Origin of the sequence: Streptococcus equinus ATCC 9812 (genome assembly GCF_000187265.1) — a bacterium.
In the GTDB taxonomy this organism is placed as follows: domain Bacteria; phylum Bacillota; class Bacilli; order Lactobacillales; family Streptococcaceae; genus Streptococcus; species Streptococcus equinus.
The window spans coordinates 987,359-1,008,717 of sequence record NZ_GL698429.1 but is presented as its reverse complement, the minus strand read 5'-3'; the positions used below and the strand labels follow the sequence as shown (position 1 = coordinate 1,008,717).

Genomic DNA, 21,359 nt, shown 5'->3' with positions numbered 1-21,359 from the left:
TGATAAGCTCTATCACAAGGTGGACACTATGAACAGTTACAAAATTTTAAAATTTGATGATAAATTTGTGTACTTAACACAGGATGGAAAAATTAAGAAATTAGCGCGTGAATTGTTTGATTTTGACATTACACTGGGTGATAAGGTTGATTATATTCAAGATGGTGATATTGTTTTAGTGATGCCAAGCCAAGGCGAATTAGATTTATCAAGCGATAAATCTGTTAAATCAGGGCTTTTACAAGGCATTCTTAACCTTTTCTTGGAAACACTATCCATCCATAATAATGATTTAGGCAATCTTAAGAAGATATTTTCGCAGTTGCTTGTGACGCTATTTATGGCGTGGAGTTTGCTTGGTGTAGTTGCTATTGAGCTTTTGCTCTTGTTAGAATCACTGATTACTTTTGTTTGGCGTTTACTTGTAAAAGGTATTAAACGTTTGCACATTGTGGATAACAGTCGAAAATTTATGGCTTATCGTAAGCAGCAAGAAGCTATCCGCAATCAGGAAAATCGTGAGGAAGAAGAGCGTCTCTTGCGTCTGGCATTAGAACATGAAAGAGCTACGCATAAAGAAGTTTCTACAAATGACTCAGAGGTAGAAAAAACAATCTCTGATGACAACCATTCTGAACAAGATTAAAAATATCAAAAGCATTTTCACTGGCGAGTAAGTCGATTGGCTGGTGATGATGCTTTTTTGTTTGATATTACCTTAAAACCAGCTGCCAGCTTTGCTATCTATCTTAAATTTTGCTAAAATAAGAGGTAAATAATTATTATGAGGTAAAAAACATGTCTAAAATTTTAGTTTTTGGTCACCAAAATCCAGACTCTGATGCACTTGGTTCATCAATTGCATACGCACACTTGAAACGTGAACTTGGTATGGATGCTGAAGCTGTTGCTCTTGGAACTCCAAATGAAGAAACAACTTTTGCATTGAACTATTTTGGTGTTGAAGCACCGCGTGTTGTTGAATCAGCAAAAGCAGAAGGTGCTGACCAAGTTATTTTGACAGACCACAACGAATTCCAACAATCAATCTCTGATATTCGTGACGTTGAAGTTATCGAAGTTATTGACCACCACCGTGTTTCTAACTTTGAAACTGCTAACCCACTTTACATGCGTTTAGAACCAGTTGGTTCAGCTTCATCAATCGTTTACCGTCTTTACAAAGAAAATGGTGTAGCTCTTCCTAAAGAAATGGCTGGTTTGCTATTGTCTGGTTTGATTTCAGATACTCTTCTTCTTAAATCACCAACAACTCACGCAACTGACCCAGCTGTAGCTGCTGAATTGGCAGAAATCGCAGGTGTTAACCTTGAAGAATACGGTTTGGTATTGCTTAAAGCTGGTACAAACTTGGCAACAAAATCTGCTGAAGAATTGATTGACATCGATGCAAAATCATTCGAACTTAACGGAAACCAAGTTCGTGTTGCACAAGTTAACACTGTTGATATCAACGAAGTTCTTGAACGTCAAGCAGAAATCGAAGCTGCAATGACAGCTGCTATCCAAGCTAACGGATACTCTGATTTCGTTCTTATGATTACTGATATCCTTAACTCAAACTCTGAAATCTTGGCACTTGGTGCTAACATGGATAAAGTTGAAGCAGCATTCAACTTCAAACTGGAAAACAACCACGCATTCCTTGCAGGTGCTGTTTCACGTAAAAAACAAGTTGTTCCACAATTGACAGAAAGCTTCAACGCTTAATCAAAAGTGATAGGATAACAAAAGGGCGATGCAAGTCGCCTTTTTGTATGCTTTGTATATTGAGGAGATAAAAAATTAAAGATATTGATATGAAAAAAATTATCTTTTTATTTTGTTGTTTTATTTTAGTTGGATGTCATCAGCAATCAATTGGTAGTAAAGTAAAAACAAGCCATGGCTCAAGAGAAGTTATCAAGTCTAAGAATGTAACAAAAGAGAAAAAAGATTATTCTGATTGGTTTTTAAATTATCGTTATTATTATGTTGCATCAAATACTTCAACCTTGATGACATGTGGGATAAGCTTAAATAATGATGGTACTGCAACTTTATGTAGATCTGGCGCAGAATTGATGGCATTTAATGCTGGAAATCCTTTAAAAGGACAGTACACAATCGAAGATTATGAGGATTCTAATACTGTACAAACTTATGTTACATCAGGTAATATGACTGTAAATGGAGAAGAACCTAGTCGAGTAGAACTTGTTCCAAGTGTTAAAATCACGATAGATATTCCTGTTCAAGAACTTCAACGTGTTAATGGCAATGTTAATTCTGTAAAAGATGAAAACAAGGTAGTGCTTTATGGTTATACTAATGATGATGGTAATAAAGTATTAACAACAGATGAAGAGGTAAAATCAGCATTACAAGTTTATTTTCATGCTAAACCTGAAAAAGCTAACTACGTTGTTAGTGTAGATGTATTGAACTTACGTTTAAAACCAAGCTTATCAGCTGATGTTGTTACTAAAAAACAAAAGGGTGATATTCTTCAAGTATTAGATTATGTTAGTGGAGAATCAGTTGATAATAACTCAACTTGGTGGGAAGTTAATATTGATGGTCAGAAATGTTATGCTTGGTCTGGTGCTCTTAAAACACAATTAGCTTATGATGCTGAACTAGAATCAGCCAATGATATTAATTTGGAAGAGATAAAGGATGAAAACTACGAATCGCTTGCCGGAACATGGCGTAACGGAAAAGGTGATACTCTTGTTATTCAAGCTGATGGCTCTGTTGTCAGCTCAGGAGGTGGAGCCACAGATGAAGAAAGTTTGCAAGGTGCTTTTAGATATGAAAATGATGGCATTCCTTACATAAAAATGGGGAATGGTTTCACTGGTGGTTTATTGGCGTTATTTAAAGTTGGGTTTGAAAACCCATCGGGAGATAAGTCTGATATTTCTAAACCCCGAATTGTACCAACACAGAATGGTGTTTATCATTTATCTAATGATTACTATTATTATCGTCAATAACATGGAAGGAAATTGTAAATGAAAAAGAGAATTCTATTAATTGTTATTACTTTATTAGTTTTAGGTGCATGTTCTAAGAAAAATAGTAATCAGAAAGTATCAGGAAATTGGTATACTGGCTCATCTTCATCTACTTTGACATCTGATAAAAAAGAAGCTAGTGATAATAGTATTTATGATATCGTTTTAGAAAAACTTAGAAATGATACAAGTGATACTCCAGCGACGCATTACGCTTATTATGATATCGATGGGAATGGTCAGGATGAACTATTTTCTGGACGGTACTGGGAGTCTACGGGAACAGTTGAATTTGCGGCTCTTTATTATGATAATAACGGAGTAGCTGACTATTTGGCACAAAGTTATGTTGCATCAAGTGGTGGTTATCGAGAAGCTGCAAATATTTACACAGATGGAACGATTATTACTGCTAAGTGGACGTCAACAGGAACAGAAATGGAAGATACCCAGTATCAATTAAGAAGAGATAATAGTGGTATTGATACTATAAAAAGTGCTACTGTACCGATTGGTAAAGATGTGGAATTAACGGATTACTTTGATGTAAAAGGAAAAAAAGTGTTTGATTTCAGTTCTTTAGACTGGCAGGAATTATCACCAAATAAAACTCAATCTTCGGATGATATTAATACCGAACAAATCCTCTATGGAAATTACGAATCATTAGCAGGAACATGGGTTAATGGTAGAGGACAGATTTTGAATATAAGTTCTGACGGTATGCTTGGTGATGATGCTAAGATATTTTCAGTGTCAAGAAATAATCAAGGACTAGTATTTTTGGCTGCGGGTTCTATAGATGGAACACCGGGAGGAATTGCTATTGGATTATTTCCGATTGGTGTAGAAAATCCATTAGGAGATTATTCAGACATTTCTAAACCAAGATTAGTAGCAGGTCAGCAATTTGTCGATTTTCCTGCAGAAGCATATTATTATAGAAAATAGCAAAACAAAAAGCAAACAAGTTTTCTTGTTTGCTTTTTTATTCTCCATCTCGGATAAAGGTGATTGTCTTGTCATCTGAATGCTCTAATGAAAATGAGAATCCATCGAAAGTTAATGTCTTTATGTCCTCAAGTGTTTCAATTTGTTTTTCAGCCATGAGTGAGACCAAACGACCACGTCCTTTTTTAGAAATGGTTGAATGGATTTTAAGTTTACCAGCTCGATTTTCCATAAAGATGATTTTTATCATGCGTTTACGGATATCTGGTGAAAAGACTTGCTCGAATTCTGAGGAAAGTAGTGAAATGATAAGGTCATCATCTTGAACGACTTTATCATAGTCTTCTCGCCAGAATTGCTTCAAAGAAGTTTTTCCGATTTTTAAGTTTCCTTGAAAATCAAGGCGGTGCGGCGCAATCAGGTCAGTTGGTTTGACAAGTCCATAAAATGCTGTTGCGATACGAAGGTGCTCATCGAGGTAGTCTTGTTCAGCTTGGCTGACTTGCTGACGATTCATATAGCGATACATCAGCCCATCATATAAGAGCCAAGCAGGGTAGCTTTTTGCTTCTTTGTCTGACAAGCGGTGCCAGCGCAGCCACTCTTGGTCAGCTTTGCTAGAATTGATTTTATAAAAGTTTGTCAAATCTTTAACAGAAAAATCCGTCAAAATATCAAGTATTGCTTGGGGCTTTTGAGAAAGTTCCTGATAAGAAAAGGCATCTTGATTGGTATTTAATTCTTTGGCGTTAGGGATTAATAGTTTCATACTGGCATTATAGCATACGATAAATCTTAGCTACAATTGATTAGCATTTTAAGATTGTCTTCTTCTAGCAGTCGCTTATGTTTTTTGTTACAATTAAGATATGAAACTACGCGAATTGCAGGCTGGAGACTTACTTTTTATGTATGATGCCTCAGAAATGTCACAAGCCATAAAGGATTCGACGGGTCATTATAGTCATGTTGGTATCTTTTTTGAGCAGATGATTTATCATGCAACGAGAAATCAAGGCGTTGCTAGACAAAGTTTGAGAGAATTTTTGGATATACATGAGCAGCTTATTTCGGTTTACCGTTATCCAAAAATAAATCCAGACCAAGTTCTGGCAGCTGCAAAGAATCTTCTCGGTAGACCTTATAATGACAGCTTTTATCCTGACAATGATTGTTATTATTGTTCAGAGTATATTGCAGAAATCTTACCGATTTTTGAAACTGTTCCTATGAAATTTGGTGATGATGAGCAGGAGATTTCAGAGTTTTGGCAAGACTACTATGACAAACTTGGTCTTGCTGTGCCTTTGAACCAACCAGGCACCAATCCCAGCCAACTAGCCAATTCAGCGTTTTTACAATATTTAGGAGAATTACATGATTAAAATTTTTAATCCAGATAAATTAACACGACAAGATTTTTTCAAGGATTTGGTTAATTTTCTTTATCAAACTGATGATGTGACTTTGCGTCAAATCAAAGCACAGTTTCAAGAAGCCTCAAAGATTGACCGTTTGATTGAAGAATATGTCCAAGCAGGGTACATTATCCGTGACAATAAGCGCTATACGATTGGATTAGACTTGCTTGAATCTCTAGAAAATATTGACCTAGATAGTCAGATTTTTGTGGATGATGAGAGTCCGGTTTACACTGACTTGATGGTAATCACTTTCGAGACACGTTTGGAAAATGAGACTAATGATTTGGTACTCGCTGAAAAGACAAGTATTGCTCGTGATGAATTAACACTTGCAAATTATTTTTTCAAACTCGCTGAAAACTTGCCAATGTCTGAACTGCAACAACCATTGTACGATTTGCTAGGAGATGTTAATCAGGCTTACGCTTTGAAATACATGACAACTTTTCTATTGAAATTTGTTGACAAAGACGAAGTCGCTCAAAAACGACCTGATATTTTTGTAGAAGCCTTGGCATTATTAGGCTACATTAAGAAGAATGATAATGGTAGATATGAATTGAAGATGGATTTTGGTAAAGAATCACTAGTTTTTGCAAGCAAAGCATAAAAGGGAGTGAGACAGAAATCGGTAATTTCGAAGAAATTCGATTTCGTTGTCTCACCCCCGCAAAGTTGAGTAGGGTTATAAAAGTTGATTTATCAGCGCATTAGAACCCACTCAACTACTGCGCCTTGTAAATAATAACTATATAAACAAGATGCTGAGTACTTTTGTCTCAGCTTTTTAATTTGCTTTAATCATGAGATAAAGAAAATATGGGGCACCGATAACTGAGATGATAATGCCTGTCGGAATACCAGTACCAACTAAAAGACTTCGTCCAATGGTATCGGCAACGAGTATTAAAATCATGCCCACAATCATGCTAGCTGGTAAGGTTATGCGGTGGTCGTTGCCAAATAGCTGTTTTGTGATATGACCTGACAGCAGACCGATGAAAGTAATATTTCCAACTAGAATGACACTCAGTGATGCTAGAGCTGTCGACAAAATAAGAAGCACGAGTCGTTCTTTTTTGATATTAATACCAAGCGCAATTGTCGTCTCCTCACTGAACATCATCATGTTTAAAATATAGCTGCGCCAATAAGTTAGTCCTAAGGATAGAAGAAATAGAGGTGTAAGCGTCATGAGAGTCTGCCAGTTACCACCAGTCACCTTTCCGCTCAGCCATGAGACGATATAATCTGTTTTTCCGATATCAAGATTATCAATAATGGAAATCATCATGCCAGAGAGTAGGCTTGAAACGCCGACACCAGCGATGATTAATCGTGAAGGAGAGATAGGCTGATTCTTTTGATGAGAGATAGCGTAAACTGTACAGATTGTGATGATACTACCTATCATGGCTAAAAATGGCATAAATGCTAGAATTTTTGGATTTGAAATATCTAGTAGTCCAATCATTATGGCAATGACAAATCCAGCACCAGTATTTATCCCTAAAATCCCTGAGTCCGCTAACGGATTTTTTGTGAGAGTTTGTAGTAAAATGCCTGATACTGCTAAGGCAGCTCCGCCAATCATGCAAGCTAAGATGCGAGGAAGCCTGATTTTTAGGACGATTAAAGACATGGTCGCATTTGATTTTCCAAGAAAGACTTTGAGCACTTCGCTGATTGATGAATTGGCGTATCCGATGGCTAGTGATGCTAGAAAGATGACTAATAGTAGAAGTAAGAGAGGAAAGAAACGTTTTGTAAAATGAAATTTTTGCCTCATAAATTTTCCCCCTTTCGCATTAACCACAAGAAACATGGGAGACCAACGATGCTAATAATTGCACTTAGCGGAGTCTCAGCTGGTGGATTAATAATACGAGAAATCAAGTCGACCCAAAGCATAAAGGTGCTACCAGCAAATGCTGTTAAAGGAAGAAGGACACGATAGTCCTTTCCAACACACATTTTAATGCAATGCGGAATAATCAAGCCCACAAAAGCTAGGCTACCAACTAGCGCCACAGCTGCTGCTGACAAGGCAACCACGATGCCCAGTAAACTAATCGTTATCAGAAAAGTTTTCTGTCCTAGAGATTTTGCCACAGTTTCATCAAGACTTAAAATAGTCAACTGATGAGCTAACAATTGTGCTAAAATCAAACCAATAATAATAACCGGTGAAATAATGCCAAGCATTTTCCAATTGACTTGTGCTAAACCACCAGCTTGCCAGCCGATAACTGCTTTCGACAAATCAAAATACAAAGTGACAGCTTGACCTAAAGATGAAAAGAGAGTCGAAATCATGGCACCCGCCAGAATAATACGAATCTGTTGATAGCCTTTTTTAGGATGATAAGCTATGCCAAAAATCAAGCATGCCGCAATAACAGCACCAATTAAACAGACAAGAAGGGTTAAGCTGTAGTGCATACTGCCAAAAATAGCGTAGCCAACAATTAAAGCAAGTCCTGCACCAGCATTGATTCCAAGAAGCCCAGGGTCGGCGATAGGATTGCGTGTGACACCTTGAATAATACTACCAGCTTGAGCCATGGCAGCTCCAACTAAAATAGCAGCAACTGTTCTTGGCAAACGTAGGTCGAAAATCACGTCCTGTAAATTAGAGTCAGTCAATGGTGCTTTAACAACACTTAGTAATTCTTGATTTGAATAAGAAACAGCACCAAAGCGAAGCCCAAAATACCAGCCAAGAAAGAATATAATACTAATACCGAAAAAAACAAGCCAAGCTTGAGCTGGCTTATTTTTCTGAAGAAGGTACGATTGTTTCATTGTATTTCCTTTTCAGAAGTGTTCAAAAATTAGCTATTAGCTTTTTTGATGGTATCGACAAAAGCATCTAGCTGTTTATCAAGTGACATTGGGTCTGAGAAGTAGAAGAGATTTTCATCGACTTCAAGGACATGATTGTTTTTGACTGCTGGGATATTTTTCCAAACATCACTTTCTTTTAATGAAGCGGCAGCATTTTTAGTATCATCGCTAACGTTTACGACAAGGTAATCACCTGCGTAATCTCCAAGGACTTCTTGTGAAACGCCGAACCAACCAGCCGTAAAGACATCATCTTGCACTTTTTGAGGTGCAGAAAAGCCAAGTGAATCATAAATCAACTCACCAGAACGTCCCCAGTTATCGCCATAAAGATAAATATCTTTGTCGTAAAAGTCCATAACGGTAAAGGTAGTTGACGGATTGATGTATTGACCAAGTTCTTCTTTAGCCTTGGCAGTTTTTTCTTTCCAGTTATCAAGCCATTTTTGAGCTTTATCTTCTTTTCCGAAGACTTTACCAAGGTTTGTCATCATTTCAAGGTAATCACTCTTACCAAATTCAATAACTAAAACAGGTGCAATGTCTCTTAACTCTTTGAGGTGTTCATCTGTTGAAAAAGTGATGATAAGATCTGGTTCTTGCGCTGCGATGGCTTCTGTGTCATCAGAAGTCAATTGAACAGCATCTGCTAGTTTATTGCCAAAAGCTGGGCTATTTTTTTCCAAATCAAGAGAATAACTTGAAACATCAACACCAAGTTCTAGAAGGTAACCTGTGTATGAGTAAGCAAAGTTAACGACTTTTTTAGGATTTTTTGGAATGTCGCCTTCATAAGAAAAGCCAGTGATTTTTGGCATGCTAGAGAGTTTAGTCTTATTTGATGTTGATGATGTATTTTGACAAGCAACTAACACAAGTGTTGCAAGGAAAGTTGTTAGAGTGATGAAAAATTTTTTCATGTTAAGCGTCTCCTGCTAATAAATCTATACGAGCTGATAAGTCAGCAAAATTGGACAGTTATGGATAGGGTCTTGAACGATTTTGGCATCAATGCTAAAAATGTCACGCAAAATATCTGCTGTCATGATGCCTTGAACATTGTCGTGGTATTTAATTTGACCATTTTTCATGGCAATCAATTCATCTGAAAATCGAGCTGACAAGTTCAAATCATGTAAGACCATAATAATTGTTTTTTTGGTATCTTGGTTGAGCTTTTTAAGTAATTCTAAGATTTCCAGTTGGTGGTTCATATCGAGATAAGTTGTGGGCTCATCTAAAAAGATAGTATCTGTATCTTGTGCTAAAGCCATAGCAATCCAGACACGTTGACGTTGACCACCAGAAAGAGAATCAACTTTTTTATCGGCAAATTCGTAGACTTTAGTCATTTGCATAGCCCAGTCAATTTTCTCTTTGTCTTCTTCGTTTAGACTTCCTAGATAATGTTGATGCGGGAAGCGACCATACGAAACAAGTTCATAAACTGAAATGCCTTCAGTAGCTTCTAAGACCTGTGGCAGTAAAGCAATCTTTTTAGCCACTTCCTTAGTTGGCAAAGTAGTGATGGCTTGACCGTCAATTAAGATTTTTCCTTCATTGACAGCTTGGATGCGTGTTAAAGATTTTAGAAGTGTTGATTTTCCACAACCGTTAGCGCCAATGATTGTCGTAATTTTTTGATGAGCGATTTTAGTGGATAAGTTCTCAATAATCACTTTGTCATCATAAGCTACTGAAATGTTTTCAGCTTTGATTTCTGACATAAAATGCTTCCTTTCATCGGAAAATAGTAAAAAGCAATTCTTTCAAATGAAGAATTGCCTTTTTATTTTAGCATAGAAAAAAGGCCTTTGTAAGCCTTTTTTGGAAATATTTTTACAAAAATATAATAGAATTCTAATTAATTAGAACCATTCTAAATATCAACAATAACCATTCTAATTAAGGTATTTTTTAGCAATATTTAGGTCGCCTGCATAGGCTGTGCGTTCACCGTTAACGATTTGGTAAGCGTCTGCACCTTTACCCGCAATAATTACTGCATCATTTTCATTTTTCGTGAGTAGCATTGCTTTGGCAATTGCTTTTTCGCGGTCAACTTGAATGTCTAATGAGCGCGTTATTTGACTTGCGATTTCTTCAGCAATAGCTTGTGGGTCTTCGTAGTTCGGGTCGTCAGCTGTTAAGATGACATTGAGATTTTGATGAGCATTGATAATACGCGCAAAATCTGCACGACGACTTTCACCTTTATTTCCAGTAGCACCCAAAATTAAGTAAAGTTGCCCTTTTTGATGTTCTTCAACAACAGAAAGTAGTTTTTCAAGACTATCTCCGTTGTGAGCGTAGTCGACAAAGACTTTGGCTCCATTTGCTTGAGTGACAACTTCCATACGACCTGGCACGCTAGTTTCTGAGATTCCTTTTTTGATGTCTTTAAGGCTTGTTCCTAAACGAAGACAAGCAAGTCCAGCAGCTAACGCATTCTCTTGGTTGAATGAGCCGATGAGTTGGATATCATAATGACCAGCAAGTTTGCCTGTCACGTCAAAATCAAAAGCTCTGCCATTTTCAATTGTATTTTCAGAACCACTGCCATAAAAATCGTGTGGTTTGTCAGCGACTTGTTGAGTAACGACTTTGAAATAATCCATGCCAGCGTTAACCACAACAGCTTTGCTATTTGTCATTAATAGACGTTTGTGGTAGAAGTAATCTTCAAAAGTTGGGTGTTCGATCGGTCCAATGTGGTCTGGGCTGATATTAAGAAAGGCACCAACATCAAATGTCAATCCGTAGACACGATCAACTAGATAAGCTTGACTTGAAACTTCCATGATAAGATGAGTCATGCCATTATCAACAGCAGTTGCCATCATTTTGAAGAGGTCAAGACTCTCCGGTGTTGTCAATTTTGATTTGAAGAATGTTTTACCATCAAGTGTTGTATTCATTGTTGAAAACATTGCTGGTTTGTGGCTTTGCTTCAAGATATTATAAGTAAAGTAAGCAGCAGTTGTTTTCCCTTTTGTACCAGTGAAAGCAATGATTTTTAATTTTTCTTCTGGATGACCATAAAATTCCATGGCAATCAAGCTCATCGCTTTTTTGATATCAGTTACGATGATAGCAGGAATATCAAGTTCATAGTCAACTTGGCTGACGTAGAAAGGTAAACCAAGTTGGACAGCTTGTTCTAGATATTCTTTTTTAAAAGTTGCCCCTTTTGCAAAGAAAAGTGTCGAACTATCTACATCGCGACTATCAAAGCTAATTTTTGAAAAACTAGGATTTTCTTCCCAATCAAGGCTGTAGTGATTGTGGAAGATAATTTCGCGGAAATTATGATCTTTTTTCAGGATATCGAGGGTTTTTTCAAGTGTAATCATACACTCTATTTTAGACTTTATGTCTTTGTTTTACAAGTCATAAGCAAAAGTTTATAATAAAATGTAACGCTTATTTTTAAATTAGGAAGAAAACTATGTCTAAAAACAAAACAAATATGACACAGCAACAGCAGATGGTGCGCGGAGCTGCTTGGTTGACAGCTTCAAACTTCATCAGTCGCCTTTTAGGGGCCTTCTACATTATTCCGTGGTATGCTTGGATGGGAACGCATGCCGAGCAAGCCAATGCTCTTTTTGGAATGGGCTACAATATCTACGCTGTTTTTCTACTGATTTCAACAGCAGGTATTCCAGTTGCTATTGCAAAGCAAGTTTCCAAATATAACACGCTTGGGCAAGAAGAGACTAGTTATTATCTCTTACGAAAGATTTTAAAATTAACCTTGGTGCTTGGTTTTATTTTTGCGGCGATTATGTACGTCGGTGCGCCAATTCAAGCCACATGGAGTGGCGGTGGAGAAGATTTGATTCGTGTCATGCAGAGTCTAGCATGGGCGGTTCTCCTTTTCCCATCTATGAGTGTTCTTCGTGGCTTTTTCCAAGGATTTAATAATCTAAAACCTTACGCCATGAGCCAGATTGCTGAGCAAGTTATCCGTGTGATTTGGATGTTACTTACAGCCTTCATGATTATGAAAATCGGTTCAGGCGATTATGTTTCAGCAGTTGTTCAATCGACATTTGCTGCCTTTATCGGTATGATTGCAAGTATTGCAGTGCTCATTTTCTTCCTTTGGAAAGAAGGAAAATTGCAAGCCATTCTCTCTAAAGAAAATGACGATATCGATATTGATGCCAAAGCTATTATCATTGAAACCGTGAAAGAAGCTATTCCGTTTATTATCACTGGAGCAGCGATTCAACTTTTCCAATTAGTTGACCAATGGTCTTTCATCAATTCAATGAAATTGTTCACATCGCATAGCCTCAAAGAGCTGCAAATTCTTTATGCTTACTTATCAAGTAACCCAAATAAAGTCACAATGATTTTGATTTCTCTTGCGACAGCGATTGGGGGAGCAGGTATTCCGCTTTTAACAGAAAACTTTGTCAACAAAGATAAAAAAGCCGCAGCGCATTTAGTAATCAATAGCTTACAAATGTTGTGCATGGTACTTTTCCCTGCAATGATGGGAGCCATTATTTTAGCTCAGCCACTTTACACGCTCTTCTACGGTGCACCAAATGATGCAGCACTTTGGTTGTTTGTCGGTGCTTTGGTTCAGGTTATTTTCTTAGCACTTTATAGTTTACTTGCGCCGATGCTTCAAGCCTTGTTTGAAAATCGCAAAGCTATTAACTATTTTGCTTACGGCTTGGTTGTTAAAGTAGTTTTACAAGTACCATTTATCTATCTTTTTAAAGCATATGGACCTTTACTATCAACAGCTATTGGTTTGTTGATTCCGATAATCTTGATGTTCAATCAGATTCATGCTGTGACACATTTTAATCGTAAAGCTTTGTTACGTGGTGTCCTTTTGGTAACCATTTTAACAGCTATTATGGGAGTTGTTGTGGCATTAGGGACATTTGGACTTCATTTTGTTATTAGTCCCACAACACGCTTTGGTAGTGTCGTATACCTCGTCTTGATGGGAGCCTCAGGCGCTCTCGTGTATGGATTCCTTGCGCTCGCCACTCATTTACTAGATAAATTAATCGGCAGCAAAGCAAAAGTACTCCGTCAAAAATTACATATGGAATAAAAAAACAGTCCAGTGGACTGTTTTTTCATGAGCCTGAAAATAGGGAAGCGATTAAGGTCCATTGGACTGTTTTTTCATGAGCCTGAAAACAGGGAAGCGATTAAGGTCCATTGGACTGTTTTTTCATGAGCCTGAAAATAGGGAAATGATTACAGTCCAGTGGACTGTTTTTGCTATAGCTTTTTCTTATAGCTAACTATCAAGAAATAGAATAGCCAAAAAGAGCTTTTTTCTCACAAATAAATGTTAGAATAAATGCTATAGAAATTTTTGAACGTTAACTAAGTTATGTGAGAAGAGAGGAGTTTGTTATGAAGAGTGACTGTAGATTGGCTACGATTTTAGCGCATGCTGGGATTAAATCTGATGAGGCAACTGGTGCTTTAGCTGCGCCAATTCATTTCTCGACGACTTATCAACACCCAGAGTTTGGACAATCAACTGGTTTTGATTACACAAGAACAAAAAATCCAACACGTGCGACACTTGAAAAAACATTAGCGGCTATTGAAAATGCTGATTATGCCCTAGCGACATCATCTGGAATGAGCGCCATTGTTTTAGCGTTGGAAATTTTTCCTGTAGGAGCAAAGGTGGTGGCTGCGCGTGATTTGTATGGTGGCTCTTTTAGATGGTTTAACGATAAAGAAAAAGAAGGACGTTTCAACTTTACATATGTCAATAATGAAACAGATCTTTTAACTGCTATTTCAGAGGAAACAGACCTTGTTTATCTTGAAACCCCAACAAATCCATTGATGATTGAATTTGACATTGCAAAGGTTGCCAAAGTAGCTCACAAAAATGGAGCAAAGCTGATTGTTGATAATACTTTTTATAGTCCAATTTACCAAAATCCAATTACGCTTGGGGCTGATATTGTTGTTCACTCAGCGACAAAATATTTAGCTGGTCACAATGATGTTTTAGCAGGTGTCGTGATTACAAGTGATAAAGCTATTTATGATAAGCTCTTTTATAACCTCAACACTACGGGACCAACTCTATCGCCGTTTGATTCTTACATGCTGATGCGTGGACTCAAGACTTTAAAGCTTCGGATGGAAAAAGCAACTGAGAATGCTCAAGAGATTGTTGCTTTTTTGAAAAAATCACCAGCTGTTAAAGAAGTTCTTTATACAGGAAAAGGTGGTATGATTTCTTTTAAAGTAGTTGACGAAGAAAAAATTCCTCACATTATCAATAGCCTTGAAATCATTACTTTTGCTGAAAGTTTGGGTGGTGTCGAAAGTTTAATCACCTATCCAAGAACTCAGACCCATGCTGATATTCCAGAAGATGTTCGTCTTTCTTACGGTTTGACAAATGACTTGCTACGTCTTTCGATTGGTATCGAAGATGTGGACGACTTAATTGAAGATTTAAAAAATGCTTTGGAGGACTAGTATGGGACAATACGATTTTACAACTAGACCAAATCGATTGAAACAATTTACTTATAAATGGCAGAGCTCGGAAGATAATCCTGATTTATTGCAACTGTGGGTAGCAGATATGGATTTTCTACCAGTTCCAGAAATTAAAGATGCCATCGTTGCTTACGGTCAAGAACACATTTTTGGCTACAATTACTTTAAAGACTCTTTATATCAAGCCGTGATTGATTGGGAGAAGAGTGAGCATGGCTACGAAGTGAAAAAAGAAGATATTTCATTTATCGACGGTGTTGTTCCTGCAATTTCAGTTGCTATTCAAGCTTTTACACAAAAAGGTGATGCTGTTCTTATCAACTCACCAGTTTATTATCCATTTGCTCGAACAGTCCGCCTTAACGGCCGGAAGTTGGTAGAAAATTCTTTGAGCATCCAAAATGGTCATTTTGAAATTGATTTTGAACAACTTGAAAAAGATATTGTCGATAATCACGTTAAGCTTTACATTTTTTGCAGCCCGCATAATCCTGGAGGTCGTGTGTGGTCAGAAGCAGAATTGAAAAAAATTGGCGAACTTTGCCAAAAACATGGTGTGATTTTGGTCTCTGATGAGATTCACCAAGATTTGGCTCTTTTTGGCAATAAACATCATTCATTCAATACTGTTGACCATCGATTCAAAGATTTTGCAATCATTTTATCTTCAGCGACTAAAACATTTAACATTGCTGGTACGAAAAATAGCTTTGCCATTATTCAAAATCCAAAACTTAGGAAAAAATTTCAACGAGTGCAGCTTGCTAATAACCAGCATGAGGTGCCGACGATTGGCATGATTACTACGGAAGTTGCCTTTACTCATGGCAAGGCTTGGCTAGAAGAGTTGAAAAAAGTGGTTGAAAAAAATATCAACTATCTATCAGATTATCTTGAAGAAAATACCAAGATAAAGGTAATGAAGCCTGAAGGGACTTACCTTGTTTGGCTTGATTTTTCAGCTTACGGCATTGAACAGCCGCAATTGGATGAAAAGTTACAAAAAGAAGCAAAAGTTGTTTTAAATGATGGGGCGCATTTTGGAAATGAAGGAAAATATTTTGCACGCTTAAATGCAGCAACACCTTTTGAAACGATTGTCGAAGCAAGTAGACGTATTGCTAGTGTTTTTAGCAAACAATGAGAGAAGTAGGCATTTGCCTGCTTTTTTCATTGTTTGAGGCGGAAAAGTTGTTTTTTGTGACAAAAATGTGACATTCGTCATAAAAAACGAGCATATTTTGCTATTTTCTGCTATAATTGATAAGGTTAAACAAATTCAGTATAAAAAGGAGTACAATCATGGGAAAATTCCAAGTTATCTCACATCCGCTTATCCAACACAAATTGTCAATTTTGCGTCGTACAACAACTTCAACTAAAGATTTCCGCGAATTGGTTAATGAAATCGCAATGCTTATGGGTTATGAAGTTTCTCGCGACCTTCCTCTAGAAGATGTTGAAATTGAAACACCTATTACAAAAACAACTCAAAAACAATTGACTGGTAAAAAACTTGCAATTGTCCCTATTTTACGTGCTGGTATCGGTATGGTTGATGGTTTTTTAAGTCTTATTCCAGCTGCGAAAGTTGGTCACATCGGTATGTATCGTGACGAAGAAACTTTACAACCAGTTGAATACCTTGTGAAATTGCCAGAAGATATTGACCAACGTCAAATCTTTGTTGTAGACCCAATGCTTGCTACAGGTGGTTCTGCAATTCTAGCGGTTGACTCTCTTAAAAAACGTGGTGCAGCTAACATCAAATTCATCTGTCTTGTTGCTGCTCCAGAAGGTGTTAAAGCACTTCAAGAAGCTCACCCAGATATCGACATCTACACTGCAGCTCTTGACGAAAAACTTAACGAAAATGGATACATTATACCAGGTCTTGGTGACGCTGGTGACCGTTTGTTCGGTACAAAATAAGATTAAGTTGTTATGCTTAATCAAAAGGTTTGAGTTCATTGAACTCAAACCTTTTTTGTGATGTTAGTCTTATATTTTGCTAGAAATAGTTTTAGCAAATTCTTGAGCTGCCAGAGGAAGAGTCTGCCAGCTTTTCCAAGCTAGAACAATAGTTCTAAATGGCTTTTCGGCAATGTGACGAATAGTCAAATCCTGAAGTGTCAAACCATCCAGAAAATTTTCATAAAGAAGACTGACTCCTAAATCTTGTCGAATCATTTCTAAAATAGTGTAGTCGTCGTAAATTTCGTAGGCGAATGTAGGAGTGATATTAGCCGTTTCAAATGCGGCGCGCGTTAAACTATTTTCTCCTTCATCAAGTAGAATTAATTCAGTTTTGGCTAAGTCAGCAAGGGAAACTTCATCTTGCTTGGCTAAAGGATGCTTACTTGGTAAGACTGCATAAAGACAATCTTGGTAAAGAACTTGTGATTGTAAATTTCCAACATAATCGATGTGCGTAAATCCTAAATCAACTTGTCCAGTATCAAGCCATTGGTGAATGCTGGTATAGTCTCCTTGCTTAAGAACGAAATTCACAGTTGGGTGTTTGGCTTTAAAATCTTTAATGAAGGGCAAAATGAAATTTTGGCTAGCTGAGGTAAAATGCCCAATGCGGATTTCAGCTTTATTGAGCCCTTGGAGTTCCTCGATTTTTTTAGTCAGCTGTTTTTCACTTTGGACAATTTGCTGAAAGTAAGGGTAAAGGGCTTGTCCATCTTTGGTCAAATGGATGTCTTCGTGACCTCGTGTTAACAGACAAGTCCCAATTTCTTTTTCAAGATTTTTGATTGTCTGACTGATAGCACTTTGTGAGTAATTTAATTGCTGAGCTGCTTTGGTGAATGACCCCAATTCAATAACCAAGCAGAAATAGCATATTTTGAAATCATAATAACACCTTTCGATAAGTAAAACTTATTCTTCTATTATATACTTTAATTTTACTTATGACTAATATGACCTTATAATAAAACAAGATATTAGGAAGTGAGAGGTGAGAATCATAGTTCAAAAACATGCTAAACTTTTTTCAGTGAGTGTTCCTCTTGCGTGGGGAATGTCTTATCTGTTTAAGGCTCTTGGTGCTTCTGAAATTCCCGCCATTGAATTATTGCTCTGCGCTGTGGCTTAGCTTTTTTGGCTTTAGTATTCATTTTTTATCGTTATTTAAAAAAACATTTTCTTGGAAAGTGCTGGCTTACAGTGCATTTGCAGGGATAATATTATTTGCTGTTTTTTATTTTCTTATTGTAGGTGTCATTGATACCTCAGCTTCAACAGTTGGTTTTTTAGCTTCTACGACAGTAGTGATTGTTCCTACTTTACGTGCTATTTTGACACGAAAAATGCCTGATTTAAAAACAGTTGGAGCTATTCTAATTGTTTTATCGGGGCTTTACCTATTAACAGGAGCTGATTTGTCACAATTCAATATTGGAGCTGTGATGTGTTTAATATCTGCAACTTTATATGCCGTATATATTATCCTTTCTAAGCATTTTGTTGAGAAGGTTGATGCGATGAGTTTAGGAATTTGGCAATTAGGTTTTGCTAGCTTGTACGCTTTAATAGGAACATTTAGCTTTGAGACACCTGTTCTTCCACATTCTAGTTTGGTTTGGTTTTCAGTTTTGGGACTAGCTTTGATTTGTTCAGCTTATGGATGGGTGATGCAGACAATCGTTCAATCTTATGTCAGTACTGAGTTTACCAGTGTGATGTTTTCATTAGAACCGATTTTTACAGCTATTTTTGCTTTTATTTTCTTTGGAGAATGGCTGAGCGGTTTAGCTTTTTTAGGGACAGTTTTGATTTTTGTCGGTGTTCTTTTGTCAATCTATCAACCGAAAAAGACCAGCCAAGTCGTTTTGCTACAGGAAAAAGTCAAATATTAAAATTTTTCATTTGACCTTTTTTGACCATTTGATTATAATAGTCTCAGGTTAAGATTTAAAACAAAGGAGAAAAGATATGATTCCTGTAGTTATTGAACAAACAAGCCGCGGTGAACGCTCATATGATATTTACTCACGTCTTTTGAAAGATCGTATCATTATGCTGACTGGACCAGTTGAAGACAATATGGCAAATTCTATTATTGCTCAACTATTGTTCCTTGATGCACAAGATAATACAAAAGATATCTACCTTTATGTTAATACACCTGGAGGATCAGTTTCAGCTGGTCTTGCTATCGTCGATACAATGAACTTCATCAAATCTGACGTTCAAACAATCGTTATGGGTATAGCTGCATCAATGGGTACAATCATTGCATCATCAGGTACAAAAGGTAAACGTTTCATGTTGCCAAATGCTGAATACATGATTCACCAACCAATGGGTGGTACTGGTGGCGGTACTCAACAAACTGATATGGCAATTGCTGCTGAACACCTTTTGAAAACACGTCAAAACTTGGAACAAATTTTGGCTGATAATTCAGGTCAAACATTGGAAAAAGTTCACGCAGATGCTGAACGTGATAACTGGATGAGCGCTCAAGAAACTCTTGAATATGGCTTCATCGATGAAATCATGGTCAACAACGAATTGAACTAATAACATTTTATTAATGTCGAAAGCTCGCATTTTGCGGGCTTTTTTTGATGTTTACCCTAAGCGGGACAGGATACATTTATGACCAAATATGATATAATCAAAGTATGTTGGCAATAGATGAACAATTATTGGAAATTGATGAGGCAATAGATGATGTTGCCCAAACTTTTTTTACTTTAGATTCTGTAAAATCATATTTAGAAATTAAACAAGAATTTTTAGCTGATTCAGCTTTGCAAGAAAAGATTGCTCACTTTCAAGAATTGAAGCAATCTTACGAGGAAAATAAAGATTATCTTGCTTTTAGACCAGAAGTTCGAGAGCTTCGTCGTCAGCTGATAAAAGAAAAAAGAATTCTTGATATGAATGAAAAAGTTAGTCGCTTAAGACAGAGCGAAGTAGAAGTTCAAGAAATTTTAGCAGAATTATCGCAAAAAGTGTCATCTGCCATATCACCAACTATTTTTGTAGATACTGGTTTGCCGTTAGCACCGCACAAATCACACCATCATTGTAGAGGAAAGGAAAAGAGGGATGTTTAAAAAACAAGAACGTCAGGGAATTATCGTTTATCTATATTATAATCGTGATGCTAGAAAGCTCAGCAAATATGGAGATGTTCTTTACCATTCTCGCAAATTACATTATCAAGTTTTGTACGTCAATAAAGAAGAGGTAGAAGCTGTTGTCGAAGAAATGTCAGCTTTAAAATTTGTGAAAGCAGTTACTTTATCAGAATTTGATAATATTAATCAAGATTTTGTAGGCAATTTGGAACATTTTTGATATAATATGAATTTGAAAACCAAATAATATTATAAATTTTCAGATAATTCAGTATTATTTGAATTTATTTTAAATTAGAATATAAGGAGAGAGTTTATGCATAAAAAGATTGCGCTAGCAGCGATAACCTTTTTAGCCTCAATTGCCTTAATGGCTTGTGGTAAGTCCCCAGATGTGACAGCGAATGCTACTGGTACAAAAATTGGTGACATGATTAAACTTGGTGTCAACCTTGAATTAACTGGTACAGTTGCTGCCTATGGTAATGCTGAAAATAACGGGGTTAAACTTGCTGTACAAGAGATTAATAAAGCTGGTGGTGTAGATGGTAAAAAAATCGAGCTCGTTACAAAAGATAATAAGTCAGAAAATGCAGAAGCATCGACAGCAGCTACAAATTTGGCTATTCAAAGTCAAGTAAATGCTATGGTTGGTCCTGCCACATCAGGTGCGGTTGCAGCTGCAAGTTTAAATGCTCAAAAGACTGGTGTGCCTTTGTTGACGCCGAGTGGAACACAAGATGATTTGACTCTTGATAAAGTCGATGGTGTTAAGAAGTATGTCTTCCGTACAACTTTCCAAGATAGTTTCCAAGGACAAGTTCTAGCTCAGTTTACTTTTAGCAACTTGAATGCCAAAAAAGTTGTTCTTTACTATGATAATTCAAGTGACTACGCCAAAGGAATTGCCGAAGAATTTAAGAAAAAATATCAAGGTGAGATTGTTTCGACAGCAACTTTTGCATCAGGCGACAAGGATTTCCAATCTGCTTTGACAAAATTCAAAAATATGGATTATGACGCTATTGTTATGCCGGGGTATTATACAGAAACTGGTATTATCACAAAACAAGCGCGTGATATGGGAATCAGTGTTCCAATCTTAGGTCCTGATGGCTTTAACGATGAAAGTTTTGGTGATTTGGCAGGTAAAGCAAATACTAACGGTGTTTACTATGTGTCTGGTTATTCAACTAAAACAGCATTGTCAGATAAAGCGACTGACTTCATCAAAGCTTACAAAGCAAAATATGGTTCAGAGCCAAATATGTTCGCTGCGCTTGCTTATGATTCTGTTTATATGGTCGCAAAAGCATCTGAAGGTGCCAAAACATCAATTGATATTGCTAATAATCTAGCGAAATTAAAAGATTTCGAAGGTGTGACTGGTACGATGACTATCGATGAAAAACACAATCCAATCAAAACAGCTTTGATGGTTGCGATGAAAGATGGTGTTGAAGCCTCTGCGGATGCTGTTGAAATTGAGAAATAGAATTAGT

22 protein-coding genes and 1 pseudogene are annotated in these 21,359 nt (G+C 36.9%); 16 read left to right on the top strand and 7 right to left on the bottom strand.

The window, feature by feature from the left end:
* The first annotated feature begins 28 nt into the window (after positions 1-28).
* From HMPREF0819_RS04830 to HMPREF0819_RS04815, 4 genes are all read left to right on the top strand, one after another.
* Positions 29-646: a hypothetical protein gene (locus tag HMPREF0819_RS04830; protein ID WP_004232976.1), complete on the top strand. Its 618-nt coding sequence runs from the start codon at positions 29-31 to the stop codon at positions 644-646.
* 152 nt (positions 647-798) lie between these two features.
* The gene (locus HMPREF0819_RS04825) at positions 799-1,731 is read left to right on the top strand and encodes a manganese-dependent inorganic pyrophosphatase (RefSeq protein ID WP_004232975.1); all 933 of its coding nucleotides are present in this window, start codon (positions 799-801) and stop codon (positions 1,729-1,731) included.
* An 89-nt stretch (positions 1,732-1,820) separates the two neighbouring features.
* Positions 1,821-2,999, top strand: a complete 1,179-nt coding sequence (locus HMPREF0819_RS04820; protein WP_004232973.1) for a DUF6287 domain-containing protein — start codon at positions 1,821-1,823, stop codon at positions 2,997-2,999.
* An 18-nt stretch (positions 3,000-3,017) separates the two neighbouring features.
* Complete coding sequence (locus tag HMPREF0819_RS04815) at positions 3,018-3,971, top strand: DUF6287 domain-containing protein (RefSeq protein ID WP_004232972.1); 954 nt, start codon at positions 3,018-3,020, stop codon at positions 3,969-3,971.
* A 37-nt stretch (positions 3,972-4,008) separates the two neighbouring features.
* On the opposite strand, the gene yaaA is transcribed toward HMPREF0819_RS04815, so the two are convergent.
* On the bottom strand, positions 4,009-4,740 hold the full coding sequence (gene yaaA, locus HMPREF0819_RS04810) for a peroxide stress protein YaaA (protein ID WP_004232970.1): 732 nt from the start codon (positions 4,738-4,740) through the stop codon (positions 4,009-4,011).
* A gap of 100 nt (positions 4,741-4,840) precedes the next feature.
* Here yaaA and HMPREF0819_RS04805 point away from each other — a divergent pair, with 100 nt between their 5' ends.
* Entirely contained in the window at positions 4,841-5,356 is a 516-nt protein-coding gene (locus tag HMPREF0819_RS04805; RefSeq protein WP_004232968.1) for a YiiX/YebB-like N1pC/P60 family cysteine hydrolase, read from the top strand.
* Positions 5,349-6,005, top strand: coding sequence for a DUF1803 domain-containing protein (locus tag HMPREF0819_RS04800; protein ID WP_004232967.1), 657 nt, complete (start codon positions 5,349-5,351; stop codon positions 6,003-6,005). The genes HMPREF0819_RS04805 and HMPREF0819_RS04800 overlap by 8 nt, the downstream gene beginning before the upstream one ends.
* Before the next feature lie 177 nt (positions 6,006-6,182).
* Here the strand turns inward: HMPREF0819_RS04800 and HMPREF0819_RS04795 are convergent, their stop codons facing one another.
* The 5 genes from HMPREF0819_RS04795 to HMPREF0819_RS04775 all read right to left on the bottom strand — a co-directional run bounded on the left by HMPREF0819_RS04795 (position 6,183) and on the right by HMPREF0819_RS04775 (position 11,595).
* Complete coding sequence (locus HMPREF0819_RS04795; RefSeq protein ID WP_044023343.1) at positions 6,183-7,184, bottom strand: FecCD family ABC transporter permease; 1,002 nt, start codon at positions 7,182-7,184, stop codon at positions 6,183-6,185.
* Positions 7,181-8,200, bottom strand: a complete 1,020-nt coding sequence (locus HMPREF0819_RS04790) for a FecCD family ABC transporter permease (RefSeq protein WP_004232964.1) — start codon at positions 8,198-8,200, stop codon at positions 7,181-7,183. Before HMPREF0819_RS04790 ends, HMPREF0819_RS04795 begins: the two co-directional genes overlap by 4 nt.
* Before the next feature lie 29 nt (positions 8,201-8,229).
* Entirely contained in the window at positions 8,230-9,162 is a 933-nt protein-coding gene (locus tag HMPREF0819_RS04785; protein WP_004232962.1) for an ABC transporter substrate-binding protein, read from the bottom strand.
* 24 nt (positions 9,163-9,186) lie between these two features.
* The gene (locus HMPREF0819_RS04780) at positions 9,187-9,969 is read right to left on the bottom strand and encodes an ABC transporter ATP-binding protein (RefSeq protein WP_004232961.1); all 783 of its coding nucleotides are present in this window, start codon (positions 9,967-9,969) and stop codon (positions 9,187-9,189) included.
* Between the two features lie 174 nt (positions 9,970-10,143).
* Positions 10,144-11,595, bottom strand: coding sequence for a UDP-N-acetylmuramoyl-L-alanyl-D-glutamate--L-lysine ligase (locus HMPREF0819_RS04775; RefSeq protein ID WP_004232960.1), 1,452 nt, complete (start codon positions 11,593-11,595; stop codon positions 10,144-10,146).
* A gap of 95 nt (positions 11,596-11,690) precedes the next feature.
* On the opposite strand from HMPREF0819_RS04775, the gene HMPREF0819_RS04770 reads away from it, so the two are divergent.
* The 4 genes from HMPREF0819_RS04770 to upp all read left to right on the top strand — a co-directional run bounded on the left by HMPREF0819_RS04770 (position 11,691) and on the right by upp (position 16,687).
* On the top strand, positions 11,691-13,325 hold the full coding sequence (locus HMPREF0819_RS04770) for a putative polysaccharide biosynthesis protein (RefSeq protein ID WP_004232958.1): 1,635 nt from the start codon (positions 11,691-11,693) through the stop codon (positions 13,323-13,325).
* A 311-nt stretch (positions 13,326-13,636) separates the two neighbouring features.
* Complete coding sequence (locus HMPREF0819_RS04765; RefSeq protein ID WP_004232957.1) at positions 13,637-14,731, top strand: cystathionine gamma-synthase; 1,095 nt, start codon at positions 13,637-13,639, stop codon at positions 14,729-14,731.
* A 1-nt stretch (position 14,732) separates the two neighbouring features.
* Positions 14,733-15,899, top strand: coding sequence for a MalY/PatB family protein (locus HMPREF0819_RS04760; RefSeq protein ID WP_044023342.1), 1,167 nt, complete (start codon positions 14,733-14,735; stop codon positions 15,897-15,899).
* Between the two features lie 158 nt (positions 15,900-16,057).
* Positions 16,058-16,687, top strand: coding sequence for a uracil phosphoribosyltransferase (gene upp, locus HMPREF0819_RS04755; protein ID WP_004232955.1), 630 nt, complete (start codon positions 16,058-16,060; stop codon positions 16,685-16,687).
* A gap of 69 nt (positions 16,688-16,756) precedes the next feature.
* On the opposite strand, the gene HMPREF0819_RS04750 is transcribed toward upp, so the two are convergent.
* On the bottom strand, positions 16,757-17,593 hold the full coding sequence (locus HMPREF0819_RS04750; protein ID WP_004232954.1) for a LysR family transcriptional regulator: 837 nt from the start codon (positions 17,591-17,593) through the stop codon (positions 16,757-16,759).
* Positions 17,594-17,723: 130 nt separating this feature from the next.
* Here HMPREF0819_RS04750 and HMPREF0819_RS09355 point away from each other — a divergent pair, with 130 nt between their 5' ends.
* From HMPREF0819_RS09355 to HMPREF0819_RS04725, 6 genes and pseudogenes are all read left to right on the top strand, one after another.
* Positions 17,724-17,861 carry a hypothetical protein gene (locus tag HMPREF0819_RS09355; protein WP_004232953.1) on the top strand — a complete coding sequence of 46 codons (138 nt, stop codon included), beginning with the start codon at positions 17,724-17,726 and terminating at the stop codon, positions 17,859-17,861.
* 58 nt (positions 17,862-17,919) lie between these two features.
* Complete coding sequence (locus HMPREF0819_RS04745) at positions 17,920-18,624, top strand: DMT family transporter (protein WP_237393044.1); 705 nt, start codon at positions 17,920-17,922, stop codon at positions 18,622-18,624.
* A gap of 73 nt (positions 18,625-18,697) precedes the next feature.
* Positions 18,698-19,291, top strand: a pseudogene (locus HMPREF0819_RS04740) (ATP-dependent Clp protease proteolytic subunit); the annotation flags it as partial.
* 104 nt (positions 19,292-19,395) lie between these two features.
* On the top strand, positions 19,396-19,833 hold the full coding sequence (locus HMPREF0819_RS04735; protein WP_004232950.1) for a YlbF/YmcA family competence regulator: 438 nt from the start codon (positions 19,396-19,398) through the stop codon (positions 19,831-19,833).
* On the top strand, positions 19,826-20,077 hold the full coding sequence (locus HMPREF0819_RS04730; protein ID WP_004232946.1) for a DUF2129 domain-containing protein: 252 nt from the start codon (positions 19,826-19,828) through the stop codon (positions 20,075-20,077). The genes HMPREF0819_RS04735 and HMPREF0819_RS04730 overlap by 8 nt, the downstream gene beginning before the upstream one ends.
* A gap of 96 nt (positions 20,078-20,173) precedes the next feature.
* Positions 20,174-21,352 carry an ABC transporter substrate-binding protein gene (locus HMPREF0819_RS04725; RefSeq protein WP_004232945.1) on the top strand — a complete coding sequence of 393 codons (1,179 nt, stop codon included), beginning with the start codon at positions 20,174-20,176 and terminating at the stop codon, positions 21,350-21,352.
* Positions 21,353-21,359: the final 7 nt, after the last annotated feature.

What these genes read in the sequence shown, in the direction of transcription:
- upp (WP_004232955.1), top strand. Translation starts at nt 16,058, where the DNA reads ATGGGAAAATTCCAAGTTATCTCACATCCGCTTATCCAACACAAATTG.
- HMPREF0819_RS04825 (WP_004232975.1), top strand. Translation starts at nt 799, where the DNA reads ATGTCTAAAATTTTAGTTTTTGGTCACCAAAATCCAGACTCTGATGCA.
- HMPREF0819_RS04735 (WP_004232950.1), top strand. Translation starts at nt 19,396, where the DNA reads ATGTTGGCAATAGATGAACAATTATTGGAAATTGATGAGGCAATAGAT.
- HMPREF0819_RS04760 (WP_044023342.1), top strand. Translation starts at nt 14,733, where the DNA reads ATGGGACAATACGATTTTACAACTAGACCAAATCGATTGAAACAATTT.
- HMPREF0819_RS04770 (WP_004232958.1), top strand. Translation starts at nt 11,691, where the DNA reads ATGTCTAAAAACAAAACAAATATGACACAGCAACAGCAGATGGTGCGC.
- HMPREF0819_RS04820 (WP_004232973.1), top strand. Translation starts at nt 1,821, where the DNA reads ATGAAAAAAATTATCTTTTTATTTTGTTGTTTTATTTTAGTTGGATGT.
- HMPREF0819_RS04775 (WP_004232960.1), bottom strand. Translation starts at nt 11,595, where the DNA reads ATGATTACACTTGAAAAAACCCTCGATATCCTGAAAAAAGATCATAAT.
- HMPREF0819_RS04795 (WP_044023343.1), bottom strand. Translation starts at nt 7,184, where the DNA reads ATGAGGCAAAAATTTCATTTTACAAAACGTTTCTTTCCTCTCTTACTT.
- HMPREF0819_RS04830 (WP_004232976.1), top strand. Translation starts at nt 29, where the DNA reads ATGAACAGTTACAAAATTTTAAAATTTGATGATAAATTTGTGTACTTA.
- HMPREF0819_RS04725 (WP_004232945.1), top strand. Translation starts at nt 20,174, where the DNA reads ATGCATAAAAAGATTGCGCTAGCAGCGATAACCTTTTTAGCCTCAATT.
- HMPREF0819_RS04815 (WP_004232972.1), top strand. Translation starts at nt 3,018, where the DNA reads ATGAAAAAGAGAATTCTATTAATTGTTATTACTTTATTAGTTTTAGGT.
- HMPREF0819_RS04780 (WP_004232961.1), bottom strand. Translation starts at nt 9,969, where the DNA reads ATGTCAGAAATCAAAGCTGAAAACATTTCAGTAGCTTATGATGACAAA.
- HMPREF0819_RS04785 (WP_004232962.1), bottom strand. Translation starts at nt 9,162, where the DNA reads ATGAAAAAATTTTTCATCACTCTAACAACTTTCCTTGCAACACTTGTG.
- HMPREF0819_RS04765 (WP_004232957.1), top strand. Translation starts at nt 13,637, where the DNA reads ATGAAGAGTGACTGTAGATTGGCTACGATTTTAGCGCATGCTGGGATT.
- HMPREF0819_RS04805 (WP_004232968.1), top strand. Translation starts at nt 4,841, where the DNA reads ATGAAACTACGCGAATTGCAGGCTGGAGACTTACTTTTTATGTATGAT.
- HMPREF0819_RS04730 (WP_004232946.1), top strand. Translation starts at nt 19,826, where the DNA reads ATGTTTAAAAAACAAGAACGTCAGGGAATTATCGTTTATCTATATTAT.
- HMPREF0819_RS04800 (WP_004232967.1), top strand. Translation starts at nt 5,349, where the DNA reads ATGATTAAAATTTTTAATCCAGATAAATTAACACGACAAGATTTTTTC.
- yaaA (WP_004232970.1), bottom strand. Translation starts at nt 4,740, where the DNA reads ATGAAACTATTAATCCCTAACGCCAAAGAATTAAATACCAATCAAGAT.
- HMPREF0819_RS04790 (WP_004232964.1), bottom strand. Translation starts at nt 8,200, where the DNA reads ATGAAACAATCGTACCTTCTTCAGAAAAATAAGCCAGCTCAAGCTTGG.